The sequence below is a fragment of the Variovorax sp. TLI9-5A genome, from assembly GCF_056867935.1.
Genome location: NZ_CP200310.1, coordinates 3,735,686 through 3,751,875, shown reverse-complemented (window position 1 = coordinate 3,751,875; position 16,190 = coordinate 3,735,686). Strand labels below are relative to the sequence as shown.

Below are 16,190 nucleotides of genomic sequence, written 5' to 3'. Positions count from 1 at the left end.
AATGAAAGAAGACCCATCCATGAACGACACCCTCGCCGCCATCGACACGCCTGCCGCCCTCATCGAGCGCACGCGCATGCAGCGCAACATCGAACGCATGCAGCAGCACATGAACGAGCTGGGCGTGCGCTTCCGCCCGCATTTGAAGACCAGCAAGTGCATCGAAGTCGCGAAGGCGCAACGCGAGGCGGGTGCGCAGGGCATCACCGTCTCCACGCTGAAGGAAGCCGAGCAGTTCTTTGCGGAAGGCTTCACCGACATCCTCTACGCCGTCGGAATGGCTCCGCACCGGCTGCCGCATGCGCTGGAGCTGCGCCGGCGCGGCTGCGCGCTGGGCATCCTGACCGACAGCGTGGCTTCGGCCAAGACGATCGCCGAGTTCGGCCGCGAGAATGGCGAGGCGTTCGATGTGCTGATCGAAGTCGATACCGATGGCCATCGCAGCGGCATCAAGCCAGAGGAAGACGCGCTGATCGAAGTGGGCCGCGTGCTTCATCAGGGCGGCATGCGTCTGGGCGGTGTGATGACCCATGCGGGCTCCAGCTACGAACTCGATACGCCAGAGGCGCTGAAGGCGATGGCCGAGCAGGAGCGCTCAGGCTGCGTGCGCGCGGCGCAGCGGTTGCGTGAGGCTGGCCTGCCGTGCCCGGTGGTCAGCGTGGGCTCGACACCCACGGCGTTGGCTGCGGATGCGCTCGACGGCGTGACCGAAGTGCGAGCCGGCGTGTACGTGTTCTTCGATCTCGTGATGTGCAACGTTGGCGTGTGCACCGAGGCTGATATCGCCCTGAGCGTGCTCACCACCGTGATCGGCCACCAGGCCGACAAGGGCTGGGCCATCGTCGACGCAGGCTGGATGGCGATGAGCCGCGACCGGGGTACGCAGAAGCAGAAGCGGGACTTCGGGTACGGACAGGTCTGCGACGCGCAGGGCCAGGTGCTCCATGGCTATGTGCTCGGTGGAGCGAACCAGGAGCACGGCATTCTTTCGCGGGAGGGCGAGCCGGACATGGATATCGAGGCGCGCTTTCCCATCGGGACACGGCTGCGAATCCTGCCGAATCATGCGTGTGCGACCGGGGCGCAGTTTCCGGAGTACCACGCGCTGTGGGAAGACGGTTCGCTGCAGACCTGGGGGCGGTTCCACGGCTGGTGAACCCGGCCGAGCAGGTCGCAGCCCGGTGATTGACCTTCTCCCGGGTGTGGCGATGCGCGTAATCCGGAATGTTTGTATGATGAGTGTCATGCGAAAAATGAAAGCCGGTGCAAGAGCTGCAGCCAAGGATGCCACCCACGAGCGCATCGTGTCCGTGGCCGCGCGTGCGATCCGTCGCAGCGGCTACGACGGCACGGGCGTCGCGGACATCATGAAAGAGGCCGGCCTGACGCATGGCGCTTTCTATGCCCATTTCGCGTCGCGGGAGGCCATGCTGGCCGAAGCGGCGGGAAGAGCCTGCGCGGAATCCGCTGCCGCCGCGGCCGAGGTCGTGGCCAACACCCCGCCGGAAAAGACGCTCGAATCCATGCTGGGCGTTTACCTCTCCAAGGAGCATCTCGAAGGCGTCGACATAGGATGCCCTCTGGCCGCGCTGGGCTCTGAAACCTCGCGCCAGGTTTCCGAAGTGCGGCGGGTGGCTACCCGGCACGTCAAGGAAATGATCGATCTCGTCGCCCGGCAGTTGCCCGATTGGGGACAACCCGGCGCCCATGAGCGGGCGCTCGTGACGATCTCGACGATGGTGGGGGCCTTGCTGCTGGCGCGCGCTGTCGATGACCCGGCGCTGTCGGACGGCTTGCGCGAGGCCGCGCTCAGGCACCTGACCTCTTCCGGCAGCTGAGTCCTTCAAAAAGGGTTGGATGCTGCTTTTTTTTGCCTTTACATATGACGATCATCATGCCAAATAAGAGATCCACCAGCGGAGGAAAGGAACAGTCATGAAAGCATTTGTGCTGGAGCGCTACGGAAAGAAGCGCGAGCTGAAGTCGACGGAAATGCCGGAGCCGGAACTGCGCGACGACGAGGTACTGGTCGAGGTCCATGCCGCCGGCGTGAACCTGCTGGACACCAAGATCAGGGACGGGGAATTCAAGCTCATCTTGCCTTACCGCTTGCCTCTGGTCCTGGGTCACGACGTGGCCGGTGTCGTCGTCAGGGTAGGGCGGCGCGTGCAGCAATTCAGGCCGGGTGACGAGGTCTACGCGCGGCCGGACGATTTCCGGATCGGCACCTTCGCCGAATTCGTCGCGGTCAAGGAAGCATCGCTTGCGCTCAAGCCCAAGGGGGTCTCGATGGTCGAGGCGGCTTCCCTTCCCCTCGTGGGGCTGACGGCGTGGCAGGCCCTGGTCGAGAAGGCGAAGCTGAAGAAGGGACAGAAGGTCTTCATTCAGGCAGGCTCCGGCGGCGTCGGCACCTTCGCCATCCAGCTGGCAAAGCGCCTGGGTGCAACCGTCGCCACGACGACGAGCACAGCCAACGTCGCACTGGTGAAGAGCCTCGGCGCGGATGTGGTCATCGACTACAAATCGCAGGACTTCGAGGAGCTCCTGCACGACTACGACGTGGTGCTCAACAGCCAGGACGGCAAGACCCTCGACAAGTCTCTTCGCGTGCTCAAGCGCGGCGGCAAGCTCATCTCCATTTCCGGGCCGCCGGACCCGGAGTTCGGCAAGGAAATCGCGGCTCCCGGTTTCGTGAGACTGGTCATGCGGCTGCTGAGCGCAGGCGTCAGGCAAAAGGCGCGCGGCCGAGGCATCGGCTATTCGTTCCTCTTCATGAAGGCGAATGGAAGCCAACTGCGCGAGATCACGCGGCTCGTCGAGGCCGAAGCGATCCGTCCCGTGATCGACCGGGTCTTTCCATTCGAAGCCACCAACGAGGCCCTGGCCTATGTCGAGGCGGGCCGCGCGAAGGGCAAGGTCGTCATCAAGGTCAAGTGAATCCGGATCCCAACCAACAGACTGTTCTTTTCTGGAGCTCCATATGAAGATCGAAAACGCTGTCGCCCTCGTCACGGGGGCCAATCGCGGCATAGGCCTGGCTTTCGCACGCGAGCTGCTCGCCCGCGGAGCCCGCAAGGTCTACGCCGGTGCGCGCAACCCTGTCACCGTCACGCAAGCCGGCGTCGAGCCGCTGCAGCTCGACGTCAACAAGCCGGAAGACGTGGCGGCCGCGGCCGCGCTGGCGTCGGACGTCACGCTCGTGATCAACAACGCCGGTATTGCCCAGCCAGGAGGCTTTCTCGCACCGGACAGCGAAGAGGTCGCTCGACGCATCTTCGAGACCAACTTCTTCGCCGTGCTGCGCATGAGCAAGGCTTTCGCGCCGATCCTGAAGGCGAACGGCGGCGGCGCATTGCTCAACGTGCTGTCGGTCGCCTCGTGGGTGAACGGCGGAGAACTCGCGGCCTATTCGGCCAGCAAGTCTGCCGCCTGGTCGCTCACCAACGCCCTGCGCAGCGAACTGCTGGCGCAGAAGACGCAGGTGCTTGGGCTGCACATGGCCTATGTAGATACCGACCTGACGCGCGGGTTCGAGGTGCCGAAGTCCAGTCCCGAGGAGATCGTCCGGCGCGCACTCGACGGACTCGAAGCGGGCCTCGACGAGGTGCTGGCCGACGACCTCACCCTGCAGGTCAAGAGCGCAATGACGGCTGCCAGGCCGGGCTACCTGCCGCAGTTGTCCTGACCCGGACTGCCCGACAGCCGAACCATCCGTTCGCCAACCAGCCTCGTCCAGAAATGCCAACACACCCGATGCCCTGATGGCCGAATACTACGACCAGCGCGCACGGCCGGCCTGATCGTCAACCGGGGGAACTGACGGCTCAGAACGAATGTTCGCCAACCACCCGCCGCACCGTCTGCAACGCGCTGCGCAAACCATCCAGCCCGACCGAACCAAGCGCCAGCCGCAGCGCATGCGGTACATGCTTCGAAGTGGCGAAAGGCTCTGCCGTGGACACTGAAACCCCTTCACGCATCAGCGCCGCAGCGACCAGATCAGCGCGAGTCTCCTCCTGCAATGGCAGCCACGCGAAGTACGACGACGGATGCCGTACGCACCGCAACCCGTCCAGCACTTCGCCGACGATGGCCTGGCGCGCCGCTGCGTCCTGCCGTTTTTTGGCTTCGAGCCGCCCGACCGTGCCGTCCTCCAGCCACGTGCATGCGATAGCGGTGGTCACGCCCGGTGTACACCACGTCGTTGCCCGGATCGCGCGTTCCAGCTTCGGCACCCATGCATCGGGCGCGGCGATGAATCCCACGCGCAGGCCGGTCGCGACGTTCTTCGAGAGGCCCGAGATATACACCGTCGTCTCCGGCGCGAGCGCGGCCAGCGGTGGCGGCGGATCGCCGGCCAGAAAGGCATAGGCCGCGTCCTCGATGACGAGCAGCCCATGCCGCCGCGCGACGGCCACGAGGCGCTTGCGCCGGCTCGCGCTCATCACCCAGCCCAGCGGGTTGTGCATGGTCGGCATCACGTAGATCGCCCTTACCCGGCGCCGCGCGCACAGGCGCTCCAGCGCGTCGAGGTCGGGGCCCTGGCCGGAGGCGGGCAGGGGCGCGAGTTCCAGCCTGTGCGCCTCGGCCAGCACCTTGAAGCCGGGGTAGGTGAGGGCGTCCACCGCGACCACGTCTCCGGGTTGCAGCAGTGCCATTGCGGTCACGGCCAGTCCGTGCTGCGCGCCGTCGACGATCAGCACGTTCGATGGCTCTACGTCCAGCCCCCGCGACGCGAGGTGTCGGGCGAAGCATGCGCGCTCGTGCATCCGTCCGCCGTGGGGTGCGTAGCGCAGCATCGCATCGAGTTCGCCGCCGGCCGCGAGCTGGCGCAGCGCGCCGCGCAGCAGCTCGGCCTGACCGGGCAGCGCGGGGTAGTTGAAGTTCAGGTCGACCAGGTCCGCCGGGAGGGCGCGCTGCTCGGCGCCGGGGCCCACGCGCAACGATGCTTCGCGCACGAAGGTGCCGCGGCCGACCTCGCCGCTGACGAGGCCCATGGCCTCCAGCTCTGCGTAGACGCGCGACGCGGTGACCAGCGCCAGCCCGTGGCGCTCGGCCAGCTTCCGGTGCGTGGGCAGGCGGGTGCCGGGTGGCAGGCTGCCGACGCGGATCTCGGCGGCGAGTTCGTCGACCAGTTGCTTGTAGCGGGCTTCTGCCATCGTCGGCTCGATGTATCCATGACAATTTTTTGATTGTATTGATCGTCTCTCCTACGATGGGCCTTGTCCCATCTCCCCACGAGCGCAACGCCATGCACATCGCCATCCTCACCTTCGACGGCTTCAACGAACTCGACTCGCTCATCGCGCTGGGCGTGCTCAACCGCATCAAGAAGCCGGACTGGCGCGTGAGCATCTGCTGCCCCACACCGGAGGTCACGTCGATGAACGGCGTGGCAATTCGCGCGCAGTCGCTGCTGGAAGACGCTCGCTCGGCCGACGCGGTGGTCGTCGGCAGCGGGGTGAAGACGCGGGAGGTGGTTGCCAGCCCGGAGCTGATGGGGCGCCTGTCGCTCGACCCGGCACGGCAGCTGATCGCGGCGCAATGCTCCGGCACGCTCGTCCTGGCCAGGCTCGGCCTCGTCGAGGGCGTTCCGGCCTGCACCGACCTGACGACCAAGCCCTGGGTGCAGGAAGCCGGCGTGGAGGTGCTGAACCAGCCCTTCTTCGCGCGCGGCAACGTCGCCACCGCGGGCGGCTGCTTCGCCTCGCCGTATCTGGCCGGCTGGGTCATCGCGCGCACCGAGGGCATCGAGGCCGCCGAGGCGGCGCTGCACTACGTGGCGCCGGTGGGCGAAAAAGAGGCCTACGTGGCCAACGCGCTGAAGAACATCACGCCGTATCTGCCGCGATGAGGTCCGTTGCCGCTGTCGCTGTCGCTGCCGTTGCCGACTGCGCCGCGCAGCGCCCGTAGGTGTCGTCGAAGCGCACGATGTCGTCCTCGCCCAGGTAGCCGCCGGTCTGCACCTCTATCACCTCGAGCACCGTCTTGCCGGGGTTCTCCAGCCGGTGGATGGCGCCCGAGGGCAGGTAGATCGACTCGTTCTCGTGCACCAGCCTGACCTCGCCGTCGCAGGTCGCTCGCGCCGTGCCCTTCACCACCACCCAGTGCTCGGAGCGGTGGTGGTGCATCTGCAGCGACAGCCGGGCGCCGGGCTTCACCGTCAGGCGCTTGACCTGGAAGCGCTCGCCCAGGTCGATGCTGTCGTAGGCGCCCCATGGCCGCACCACGCGGCGGTGCTCGGTGGCCTCGGCGCAGCCTTCCAGCGAGAGCTTGCGCACCACGTCCGCCACCTGTTCGGCGCAGCCCATGCCGGCCACCAGCACGGCGTCGGGCGTGTCCACGATGATGAGGTCTTGCGTGCCCAGCGCGACCACCGGCCGGTGCGGCGCATGCACGAAGGTGTTGCGCGAGTTCAGCGCGCTGGCCTTGCCGCTGAGCCGGTTGCCGGCGTCGTCCGCCGGGTGCAGGTTGGCGACCGCGTTCCAGCTGCCGACGTCGCTCCACAACCCCCCGAACTTCACGACCGCGATCTGCCTGTGCTTCTCGAGCACGGCGTAGTCGATGCTGTCGGCGCGGCATTGCTCGAAGGCGGCGCGGTCCAGCCGCAGGAAGCTGCCGTCGCGCGTCGCGTTGGCGGTGGCACTCTCGCAGGCCTGCAGGATGTCGGCCGCATGCTCGCGCAGCGCGGCGATCAGCGTGCGTGCCTGCACGAGGAAGATGCCGGCGTTCCAGCTGTAGCCCCCCTGCAGGATCAGCATTTCCGCCACCGCCGCCGTCGGCTTCTCGACGAAGCGGACAACGGCCTGGCTGTGCCCGTCGGCCAACGGTTCGCCGGCCTCGATGTAGCCATAGGCCGTGCTCGGGAAGCTGGGCACCACGCCGAAGGTGACGATCTTTCCGGCCAGCGCGGCATCGATGCCGGTGCGCACGGTGCGCTCGAACAGGGCGCTGTCGGGGATGTGGTGATCGGAGGGCGCGAACAGAAGCAGATCGTCCGGCTCGGCCATCAGCGCGGCCGATGCCATCGCTGCCGCGGTGTTGCGTGCCACCGGCTCCAGGATCTGCCGGCCCGTGGCGCCGGCGTTCTCCACCGTCTCCTTCACCAGGAATCGGTGGTCTTCCGAGGCGACGCAGGTGATGTCCGCGTTCAGCAGCGCCAGCCGCTCCAGCGTGAGCTGCAGCAGGCTCTTTCCGCCGACCAGCGGCGCGAACTGCTTGGGCAGGGCCTTGCGCGACAGCGGCCACAGCCGCGTGCCGCTGCCGCCGCACAGGACCACGGGATGGATGGGATGGGTGGAAAGAGCGGTTTTCATGATCGGTCGCCAGCGTTGGTGTTGTTTCTGTCGGTGGATGACGAGGGCCGCCTCAGCTTCAGATCAGCCCGGAATACGCGGCATAGCTCACGGCCTGCGCGCGCGAATGCACGTGCAATTTCTTGTAGATGTTCTTGATGTGGGCATTGACGGTCTGCCCCGAGATGCCCAGCCTGTTGCCGATTTCCTCGGTGACGTGGCCGCGCGCCACGAAGCGCAGGATTTCGCATTCGCGCGCCGTCAGCGTCGTCTCGCGCGGCAGGGGCTCCGAAACAGGCGGCAGCGCACCCAGCGGCCGGTGGCTCAGCCGTGAAAGAAGCCTGCGCGCCAGCCGCGGCGTGATGGCCGCGCCGCCGTTGACCACCTGCAGCACCGCCTGCGCGAAGCTCTGCAGCCAGGCGTCCTTCAGCAGGTAGCCGGTGGCGCCCAGCTCGAAGGCGTGCAGCACATGCGCCTCGTCCTCCAGCACGGTGATCACGATGATCTCGGCCGAGCGATGGTGCTCGCGCGCTTCCTGGATCAGGTCGAAGCCGGAGCCGTCGCCCAGCCGCAGGTCGACCATCAGCACGTCGAACTCGTGCGTGGCCACCAGCCGCCGGCCGTCGCGCAGGTTGCCGGCCTGGCCTTCGAGCTGTATGCGCAGGTCCGACAGCAGCTCCTGCGCGATCACGCGGCGCATGAACTCGTCGTCGTCCACAAGCAGCACGCGCACCGGGGCGTCTTCCTGCCCTGTGAGGAAGCCGGGCCACAGTGGCGTGGCGGGCGCGCAGACTCCCGGCGGATGGCCCGATTGGCCGGTGCCCTGCTCGGCGGCTGGGGGTGAAGCGTTTTCAGACATGGGTGTGCCCCCGGTTGGAGTGGATGTTGATGCCTGTGTTGTTGTTCTGGAAGAGCACGGCGCCGGGGCCGAGGGCGGGCGCCGGGTCGTCGAAGCCGTGGGGGTTGGCGCATTGCCAGCGCCAGCTGTCGGCGCACATCTGGTCGAGATCGCGGTGCGCGCGCCAGCCGAGCGTGCGCCAGGCGCCGCGCGCGTCCGCCCAGTAGGCCGGTGCATCGCCGGGGCGGCGCGGCCCGATGCGCAGCGCGATGCGCCTGCCGCTCGCGCGCTCGAAGGCAGAAACCACTTCAAGCACCGAGGCGCCACGGCCCGTGCCGAGGTTGGTCATCAGGATGCCCGTCCTGCGCGCCGCATGGCGCAGCGCCGCCACATGGCCCTCGGCCACGTCCATCACGTGCACGTAGTCGCGCACGCCGGTGCCGTCGGCGGTGTCGTAGTCGGCGCCGTGCACCAGCAGGAAAGCGCGCTCGCCGGCCGCGACCTGGCTGATGTAGGGCATCAGGTTGTTGGGCGGGCCGTTGGGCAGCTCGCCGAGCAGGCCGCTCTCGTGCGCACCCACGGGGTTGAAGTAGCGCAGGCAGGCGATACCCCAGCGCGGGTCGGCCCGCGAAAGGTCTGCCAGCATGCTCTCCACCATCGACTTGGTGCGGCCGTAGGGGTTGACGGGGCCATGCGGCGCGGCCTCGGCGATGGGCGAGGGCTGTGAGTCGCCGTACACCGTGGCCGACGACGAGAACACCAGCGTGCGCACACCCGCGCGGTCCATGGCCCGCGCCAGCGCCAGGCTGCCGGCCAGGTTGACGTCGTAGTAGCCCAGCGGATCGGCCACCGATTCGCCGACCGCCTTCAGCCCCGCCAGATGCACCACCGCCTGGATGTCGTGCGTGGCGAAGGTGCGCTCGAGTGCCGCCGCGTCGCGCACGTCGGCACGCACCAGCACCGGCTCGATGCCCGTGATGCACTCCACCCGCTTCAGCGAGCGTGCGTCGCTGTTGACCAGCGTGTCGAGCACCACCGGCTGGTAGCCCGCCGCGATCAGCGCCACGCAGGTGTGGCTGCCGATGAAGCCTGCGCCGCCTGTCACGAGGATTCTGGGTGCGGGCATGGTCGTGTTCCCTGGGCTGGCAGTCGTCGCGTCAGGCGGTGATGCAGCGCTGCAGTTCCTCTTCGAGGCGCTGCAGGATCACGTTGCGGTCGAGCTCGGCCTCGGCGAAGCGCCGGCCGATCGAACCCATCAGTTCGCGCGTGGCGGGCGACATCGAAAGCTGCTCGATGGCGTCGGCCAGCGCGGCGGCGTCGCCGGGCTCGACCACCACGCCACGGCCCCACACCGCCTCGCTGAGCGCGGTGCCGGCATGCGCGGTCACGATCACCGCGCGGCCGCTGGCCAGCATGCCGCCCAGCTTCGAGGGCATGACCAGGTCGGCGGCATCGGCGCGCTGCGGCAGCACATGGAGGTCGGCCATGCCCAGCAGCTCGTTGAAGCGCTCGGTGGGCTGCAGGTCGAGAAAGTGCACGTTGCCCAGCCGCACGCAGGCGTTCATCAGCGAAGAGCGGCTCGGCCCGTTGCCGCAGAACACGAAATGGATGTTGTGCGAGCACACCAGCAACCGCGCCGCCTCGGCCAGCAGCGCGATACCCTGCTTGCTGCCGAGGCTGCCGGCGTAGAGCACCACCACCGCATCGGCCGGAATGCCCAGCTCGGCCCGGTATCCCTGTGCGGAAGCACCGCTGGCCAGCGACGGCCGCGCGACGGGCCGGATGGCCTCCACGTCCACCCAGTTCGGAAACAGCACCAGCCGGGATTCGTCCACGCCCTTTTCCTGGGCCTTGGAGCGCATCGCGGTGGAGATGGTCGATACCCGGTCGAACCGGCGCATCAGCCAGCGCTCGGCGGCCAGCGCGAAGCGCCGCACCCGCTCGCCGCGCAGCCAGCCCAGGCCGAAGGCGGCGTCCACCTCGTAGTCCTGGATGTGCAGCCACGACCTGGCGCGCAGCAGCTTGGCCAGGCACAGCGCGGCCGGCGCGCAGGACACGGGCGGCTCCACCACGAACACCACGTCCGGCCGCCAGAACATCTGCGCCAGCAGCAGCGGAATGCTCGACAGCGTGAACGACAGCAGATGCCCGATGCGCCCCAGCGCGCGCGGCTGCGACGGCACCCAGGTGGGGGCGCGCCAGACCGTCACGCCGTTCCAGCGGGACTTGCTGTACATCCAGGCCGAGTAGCCCTCGAACACCGACCACTGCGGAAAGAAGGGCGGCGACGCGATCACCCGCACCTCGTGTCCGCGCGCCTGCAGCCACTCGGCCATCTCGCCCGAGTACTTGCCGATGCCGGCCAGCTCGGGCGCGAAGTTCATCGAGTAGAGGAGGATCTTCACGATGCCGGCCTCCGCGCCAGCAGGCGCACGATGGGGAAGAAGCCGAAGTGAAGGCGCATGCGTGTTTCGTACAGCGCGAAATCGCTCAGGCAGGCAATGAAGAACACGTAATGCGGCTTGCCCGGGAAGAGCGCCGCCACCACCACGTAGGACGCCAGCCGCAGCGCGACCTCCAGCAGCGCCCACTGGCCGAGCGAGCCCATCGAGGTCTTCAGCGACAGCACCATCTCGTGGTGGATCGTGTAGGTGCGCAGCAGGAAGTAGGGCGCGATGCAAAGGAAGATGGAGCGCGCCTCGTTGCCCAGCTTCAGCAGTGGCGCCGCCACCGAGATGAGCGCGGCCAGCCCGACGAAGAGCCCGCAGCCCAGCAGGAAGGAATGCCGCGCGAGCCGCAGCTTGGCCGCCGTGAAGTTGCCGGTATCGGTCTCCAGCATCGCGGGAGTTTTTGTGACCAGGAAGGCCTGTACGAACTGCGAGGGCGCCTCGGCCAGCAGGAAGGCGATCTTGAAGGCGCCCACGTAGCTCAGCGGCATGAAGGACGCCACGATGAGCAGGTCCGACTTGCGCAGCAGGAACATGAGCAGCGAATACACCGTCGCTCCAGCCTGCGAGGCCAGCCCGAGCGCGGCCCGGCCCACCGGCGGTGCGGCGCCGTTGGCCGGCAGGCCCACCGCCAGGCACACCACCACGACTGCGATCAGGTTGATGAGCAGCAGGTGCGCCACGCCCAGGTCGAAGCGCACCGCGGCGCAAACGCCCACGCCCGCGACCAGGATGGTCGCGCGGATGCCGGCCTCCAGGTTCAGCAGCCCCGCATGGCCGAGGCCCCGGCTGAAGGAAAGGCGCAGGCTGTTGAACGCGAACACCGCCAGCGTGACCACCAGGATCGCGAAGGGCGCGTCGCCCACCGGCAGGCGCTGCACGGTGAGGATCACGATTGCCAGCACCGTCGCCAGCGGCAGGCCGATGGCCAGCGTGCGCACCACGTCGCCGCGCGTCACCCCCGGCGGCACCGAGGCCGCGTTGCGCGAGAACAGCAGCGAGCTGCCCAGCGTGGCCACCACCAGCGCCACTTCGAGCACCGACTGATAGACCGAGTACTCGCCGAAGCGCGCCGGCGACACGCTCGCCGCCATCAGGAAGATGGCGAGAAAGCCCGACAGGTACACATAGAGCCGCGAAGCGAGCGCGCTCAACCCCGACAGCCATGCCATGCGCGCACCGGGCAGCGGGAGTGGCAGGCTGGAGTGCTTCATGGGTCGGCTCGCTCCATGCTCATTTGCCGGCCGGCACGCGGTGCACCCGGCGCGTGTCGAAGAGCCGGCGCGCGAACGCGCCCGCGCGGAAGGTGTTGTTCTTGGCGCGCCGGGCCATCTGCAGCGCGTAGGTCACGGCCGCCACGGTCAGCATGTGGCCGCGCAGCGCATAGGGCATGGCCATCTTGGCGCTGCCCTGGAAATGCAGCGCCACCACGCGCGTGAGCTCGCCCGAGGCGCTGGTCAGCCAGGCCTTGCCCTCGCGGTAGGCGATGCGCTTGGCGCCGCCCAGCACCTTGAACTCCCCGCGATGCAGGTTGTGCATGCCGTTGATGTTGTGGTCGACCACCGTGCCTTCGAGCACCCGGTTGATCGGCTCGTCGTTGCCGGTGGCGTGCGCCCAGAGGTAGAGCAGCGTCATGTCCGACACGCCGCCGCGAATGCCCCGCGCGGCGAAGCGCGCCGAGATTTCGCGCAGCTTCCTGCGGCCGGAGGGCGTGGCGTAGGTGTCGAGCACCCAGGCCACGAAGCGGCGCAGGCCGTTCGACGTCCAGTAGCTCACGTGCGGCGAGATCTGGCAGGGGTTCCAGCCGTCGGGCGACTGCATGCTGGAGCCCGAGAAATCGGCCTTGCCCGCCAGCCGCCTGATGTGCGGCCCCGCACCCTGGAACAGCAGCACATCGCTGTCGATCAGCACGAAATCGCGCACATCGGGGTTGGATTCCAGAAACCGCGCAAGGAGAAAGTAGCGCCGAAAACAGATCTTCTCGAACTCCGGCGAGTTGCTCGACAGGTGGACGTACGAGCGGCAGAAGCGCTCGTAGGCCGGGCCCGCGTCCGTTTCCGAAAGCACGAGCAGCGCTTCGCCGGCCAGCGCCGCCGATTCGCGGCACAGCGCCAGGGTCTTGTTCTGTCGGTCTTCCACGACGATGAAGGGCAGGGGCGGGTTCATGGTGCTCAGGTGGGGTTGATGAGGTGTGACAGCGATGAATGGATTCAGGGCCTGGCAGTGGCCGTGACGCTCTTGATGAGCGCGACGTGCGCGGGAACGAAGCGGCCGGCTGCGTCGATGGGCATGTCCAGCGTGAAGAGGCCCCGCGCGGCGACGGCCTCGGCGATCCAGCCGCGAAGCTGCGCGGCGGTAAAGCGCGCCGGCGCCTCGCGGCCCCACGAGGCGGTGAGCGGCGTCAGCACGTGCAGCGCCAGCTCCGAGGGCGGCCCCGTCAGGTGCGCGGGCGGCTGCATGTATTCACCGGCCATCAGGTTCTGGCATGGGGCCGACTTGGCGCTGAAGCGCTCCGCGCCTTCACCCGCATTGAAGGCCAGCCAGCGGTTGGTCGCGCCGGCGCGCGCGGCGCTGCACAGCATTTCCCAGCCGGCGGGCGTGATGCCCTTGGTGTTGTAGGTGCCATCGAACCACCAGCCGCTGGCCAGGGCGCCGTAGCGCTCCGACCAGTCGCGGATCACGCTGGACCACGCGGCGATGAAGCGCGCGGGCGGCGGTTCCTGCTCCGACACGTCGCCCAGGCAATCCATCAGCGCGCGGTCGGCCTGCGGAGCGCGGAACGGCAGGTACAGGATCAGTGCGATGCCCCGGCCGCGCAGTGCCCGGCCGATTTCCAGCGGCAGGTCGCGCGGCGGCCGGTTGGCGGCGCTGGCCGGGCAGAGCGCCTCGAGCGCGGCGTTGGGCGCGATGTACTGGCCGCTGTTCTGCCCCAGCGTCAGGATCAGGTGCGAGGCGCGCATCTCGGCCAGCGTCGCAGCGAAGGCCTCGACGTCGAAGCGCCTGATCTCGCCGATCGATTGCTTGTCGGGCAGGTAGTGCACCATCACGCCGAAGCCCGGCACTGGCGCGGACGCGGGCTGTGCGTGGCCTGCGAGCGGCAATGCCGCTAGCAGCAGCTTCGCAATGAAGCGTACGACGGGGACTGCATACCCGGTCATGGCATGGCCCCCGCAAGCGACAGCGTGCCGCGCTTGAGCATCAGGTAGCGCCTCGCGACGTTGGCGGGCGCGCAGGTGGCAGCATGCACCCATGCCGGACGCACGTGCTCGTGGTGCGCGAGGTAGTGCGCTAGGTGTTGCACAGGCTGCTCCGGATCGTTGCCGTCGCTGTCCACGAAGAAGGCGTAGTCCGCGAACAGCTCGCGGTGCACCGGAATGTCCGACAGCAGCAGCGGCACGCCCAGCGTCGCCGCCTCGGCCGCCGAGAGGTTGAAGCCTTCGAAGGTCGAGAGCGAGATGAACGCGGTCGCGCCCTGGTACAGCCGCAGCAGTTCGTCGCGCGGCACCAGTCCCCGGTGCCGCACGCAGTCGCGCACCCCGGGCGCCAGCACCGACACCATGCGCTGGACCTCGGCCGCGCCATTGCCGGTGATGTCGAGGAAGTCGACCAGCCCGGCGGTCTTCATGCGCTCGAAGAGCGCGAGGATGCCGGCGAAGTTCTTGTGCGGGTAGTAGTGGTAGGCCGCGATCAGGTAGCGCTCGCCGGGCACAGCGACGGCGGCCGGTGCGACGCGCGGCGCATCCACCGGATTGAAGATGACGCTCGAACGGGCGCAGCGGCCGAAGTGGCGCTCGAAGTCGCGCTGGCTGCTGCGGCTGATGAAGACCACGTCCGCCGCGCTGTGCGCCGCGCGCCACAGGTTCCAGTCGAGGAAGAGCCGTTTGCCGCGCCCGAAATACTGCGGATAGGACTTGTATTGCAGGTCGTGGACGACGACCACCGAGTCGCGATGCCGCCCCAGCAGCGTGAGCGGCAGGTAGTAGTTGGGGAACACCGAGAACAGCTGCTCGCCGGTGATCAGCGCGCGCAGCCGGTGGAAGTTGTAGAGCAGCGTGTCGAGCACGAAGCGGCTGATCTTCAGCCGCCGCGCCAGTGCAAAGAGGCGCGGATGCCGCTCGCTCACCGGCTCAACCCGGTCGTCGGGCGCGAGCCGCATGTGGCGCAGCAGCACCTCCGACACGTTGAGCACGCCGCCCGCTCTCTTGTTGAGGCGCACGGTGTCGTAGTAGAGATAGGCGGCCATGGGTTCTTTTCTTTCTTCTTTTCTCAGGCGCTCGGCAGGCGGTGCCGCACCACGCGCGTCACCATGCGGCGGGCGCGGGCGCTCAGCGCACCTGCGACGACGGCGGCAATCAGCCCCGAAACCGCGAACGGCCCCCAGCCCAGGATCGGACCGCGCATGAACGGCACGTAGGCGGCCAGCAGCACCAGCGCCGACAGGTACGAGCCCGACACCGGGCGCTCCGGATCGATGGCGCGGTCCACCATCCGGAACCCGGCCGAGATCGCGAAGCCGAAGAGCGCCGGCCCCGCCATGCCGAAGTCGAAATACGCGGTGGTGAAAGGCGGCAGCGAGAGATTGCTCTGCGAGAAGTTGCCGAGGATGGCCGACCAGCCGAGCGGGTCGAAGTCGGGAAACATCTTCAGGCTGCGCGGCAGGAAGAAGGAGAAGGCCGAGAGCAGGTAGCGGCCCCAGCCCAGCTCCGGAATGGGCGCGCGCTCCAGGATGCCCGCGACCACGAACATCGCGTCGAAGTCCTGGCTGAAGGGAAAGGTCCGCAGCTCCTCGCCCCAGATGCTGCCGCGCGAGACCAGGTTCAGCACCGGCCCCAGCCCCGCGATGGAGCCGAAGACCAGGCCGCCGAGCAGCCAGCGGCGGCTGCGCCCCAGCGCGTGGATGAGCAGCGGCAGCAGCCCGATCAGCAATATCTGCCGCGCCGTGTTCACCGGGTTGGCCGCGATCGCCGCGAGGCCGAGCGCCAGGCCCGCGGCCAGCCATGACCACAGCGTGCGCCGGCGCACCGCGTGGATGACCAGTGCCACGAAGCACATCAGCACCACCAGCTTGGGCAGGGTAGAGAAGAAGATGCCGTCGATCGGCATGCTGTCCTCGGCGGAGGACATGCCCACGATGCCGCGTGCCACGAAGTTGAGCTCCGGCTTGACGAAGAGCGTGGCGAAGGCGCCCAGCGAGCAGCTCAGCAGCAGGAGCAGCGGATGGGCCACGCCGACCAGGTGCCTGTCGTGGTGGCCCGGCCGGTGCTGCGGCGCATCGGGCACGCCCAGCCGGGCGGCCTCCACGCCCGCCATGTACAGCACCAGCAGCATCAGCGCCTGCGTGTGCGAGGCCGCGCGCATCACGCCCGCGTCCCAGAACTCCACGTCGTGCGAGATCTGCATCGCCGGCGCGAGCGAGAAGTAGGTGAGGATCGTCGCGTAGTGGATCAGCAGGAACACGCTGCCGCCAGAGCCGCCCAGCAGCGCGAGCTGCACCAGCGACAGCACGAACACCGCCGCGTAGCCCCACGCCGGATCGACCAGGCCGCACAGCATGGCGCAGACGATGCCGGACCAGAAGGTGAGGGCGCGCATGGTGGGGCCTGCTGAGTG

General features: G+C 68.3%; 15 protein-coding genes. 5 read left to right on the top strand and 10 right to left on the bottom strand.

The genetic code is table 11. The annotated features are described in order from the left end of the window. Positions 1–19: 19 nt before the first annotated feature. The 4 genes from AC1VNX_RS17645 (at position 20) to AC1VNX_RS17630 (ending at position 3,685) form a co-directional block, all read left to right on the top strand. A complete protein-coding gene (locus AC1VNX_RS17645; RefSeq protein WP_483157888.1) occupies positions 20–1,156 on the top strand; it encodes a DSD1 family PLP-dependent enzyme in 1,137 nt (378 codons plus the stop codon). Between the two features lie 76 nt (positions 1,157–1,232). Beyond that, on the top strand, positions 1,233–1,838 hold the full coding sequence (locus AC1VNX_RS17640) for a TetR/AcrR family transcriptional regulator (protein WP_483157886.1): 606 nt from the start codon (positions 1,233–1,235) through the stop codon (positions 1,836–1,838). 97 nt (positions 1,839–1,935) lie between these two features. After that, on the top strand, positions 1,936–2,937 hold the full coding sequence (locus tag AC1VNX_RS17635; protein WP_483157884.1) for an NADP-dependent oxidoreductase: 1,002 nt from the start codon (positions 1,936–1,938) through the stop codon (positions 2,935–2,937). A gap of 43 nt (positions 2,938–2,980) precedes the next feature. Next, entirely contained in the window at positions 2,981–3,685 is a 705-nt protein-coding gene (locus tag AC1VNX_RS17630; protein WP_483157882.1) for an SDR family oxidoreductase, read from the top strand. Positions 3,686–3,824: 139 nt separating this feature from the next. Here the strand turns inward: AC1VNX_RS17630 and AC1VNX_RS17625 are convergent, their stop codons facing one another. After that, positions 3,825–5,159 carry an aminotransferase-like domain-containing protein gene (locus AC1VNX_RS17625; RefSeq protein WP_483157880.1) on the bottom strand — a complete coding sequence of 445 codons (1,335 nt, stop codon included), beginning with the start codon at positions 5,157–5,159 and terminating at the stop codon, positions 3,825–3,827. 92 nt (positions 5,160–5,251) lie between these two features. Between AC1VNX_RS17625 and AC1VNX_RS17620 the strand changes: the two genes are divergently transcribed. Continuing rightward, complete coding sequence (locus AC1VNX_RS17620; RefSeq protein ID WP_483157878.1) at positions 5,252–5,854, top strand: DJ-1/PfpI family protein; 603 nt, start codon at positions 5,252–5,254, stop codon at positions 5,852–5,854. Here the strand turns inward: AC1VNX_RS17620 and AC1VNX_RS17615 are convergent. Genes AC1VNX_RS17615 through AC1VNX_RS17575 form a run of 9 tightly spaced genes read right to left on the bottom strand, consistent with a single transcriptional unit; the run spans position 5,832 to position 16,172 of the window. Next, positions 5,832–7,316: a mannose-1-phosphate guanylyltransferase/mannose-6-phosphate isomerase gene (locus AC1VNX_RS17615; protein WP_483157876.1), complete on the bottom strand. Its 1,485-nt coding sequence runs from the start codon at positions 7,314–7,316 to the stop codon at positions 5,832–5,834. The two genes, AC1VNX_RS17620 and AC1VNX_RS17615, sit on opposite strands and share 23 nt — an antisense overlap. A gap of 58 nt (positions 7,317–7,374) precedes the next feature. Continuing rightward, the gene (locus AC1VNX_RS17610) at positions 7,375–8,154 is read right to left on the bottom strand and encodes a LuxR C-terminal-related transcriptional regulator (RefSeq protein WP_483157874.1); all 780 of its coding nucleotides are present in this window, start codon (positions 8,152–8,154) and stop codon (positions 7,375–7,377) included. Then, positions 8,147–9,259, bottom strand: coding sequence for a UDP-glucose 4-epimerase GalE (gene galE / locus AC1VNX_RS17605; protein WP_483157872.1), 1,113 nt, complete (start codon positions 9,257–9,259; stop codon positions 8,147–8,149). The genes AC1VNX_RS17610 and galE overlap by 8 nt, the downstream gene beginning before the upstream one ends. 31 nt (positions 9,260–9,290) lie before the next feature. Beyond that, the gene (locus tag AC1VNX_RS17600; protein ID WP_483157870.1) at positions 9,291–10,538 is read right to left on the bottom strand and encodes a WcaI family glycosyltransferase; all 1,248 of its coding nucleotides are present in this window, start codon (positions 10,536–10,538) and stop codon (positions 9,291–9,293) included. Beyond that, positions 10,535–11,794: an MATE family efflux transporter gene (locus tag AC1VNX_RS17595; RefSeq protein ID WP_483157868.1), complete on the bottom strand. Its 1,260-nt coding sequence runs from the start codon at positions 11,792–11,794 to the stop codon at positions 10,535–10,537. Before AC1VNX_RS17595 ends, AC1VNX_RS17600 begins: the two co-directional genes overlap by 4 nt. 19 nt (positions 11,795–11,813) lie before the next feature. Continuing rightward, complete coding sequence (locus AC1VNX_RS17590; protein ID WP_483157866.1) at positions 11,814–12,746, bottom strand: hypothetical protein; 933 nt, start codon at positions 12,744–12,746, stop codon at positions 11,814–11,816. 44 nt (positions 12,747–12,790) lie between these two features. Then, a complete protein-coding gene (locus tag AC1VNX_RS17585) occupies positions 12,791–13,738 on the bottom strand; it encodes a hypothetical protein (protein WP_483157864.1) in 948 nt (315 codons plus the stop codon). Then, positions 13,735–14,823, bottom strand: a complete 1,089-nt coding sequence (locus AC1VNX_RS17580) for a glycosyltransferase (protein ID WP_483157862.1) — start codon at positions 14,821–14,823, stop codon at positions 13,735–13,737. Before AC1VNX_RS17580 ends, AC1VNX_RS17585 begins: the two co-directional genes overlap by 4 nt. 23 nt (positions 14,824–14,846) lie before the next feature. Beyond that, positions 14,847–16,172 carry a hypothetical protein gene (locus AC1VNX_RS17575; RefSeq protein WP_483157860.1) on the bottom strand — a complete coding sequence of 442 codons (1,326 nt, stop codon included), beginning with the start codon at positions 16,170–16,172 and terminating at the stop codon, positions 14,847–14,849. Between the last annotated feature and the right edge of the window lie 18 nt (positions 16,173–16,190).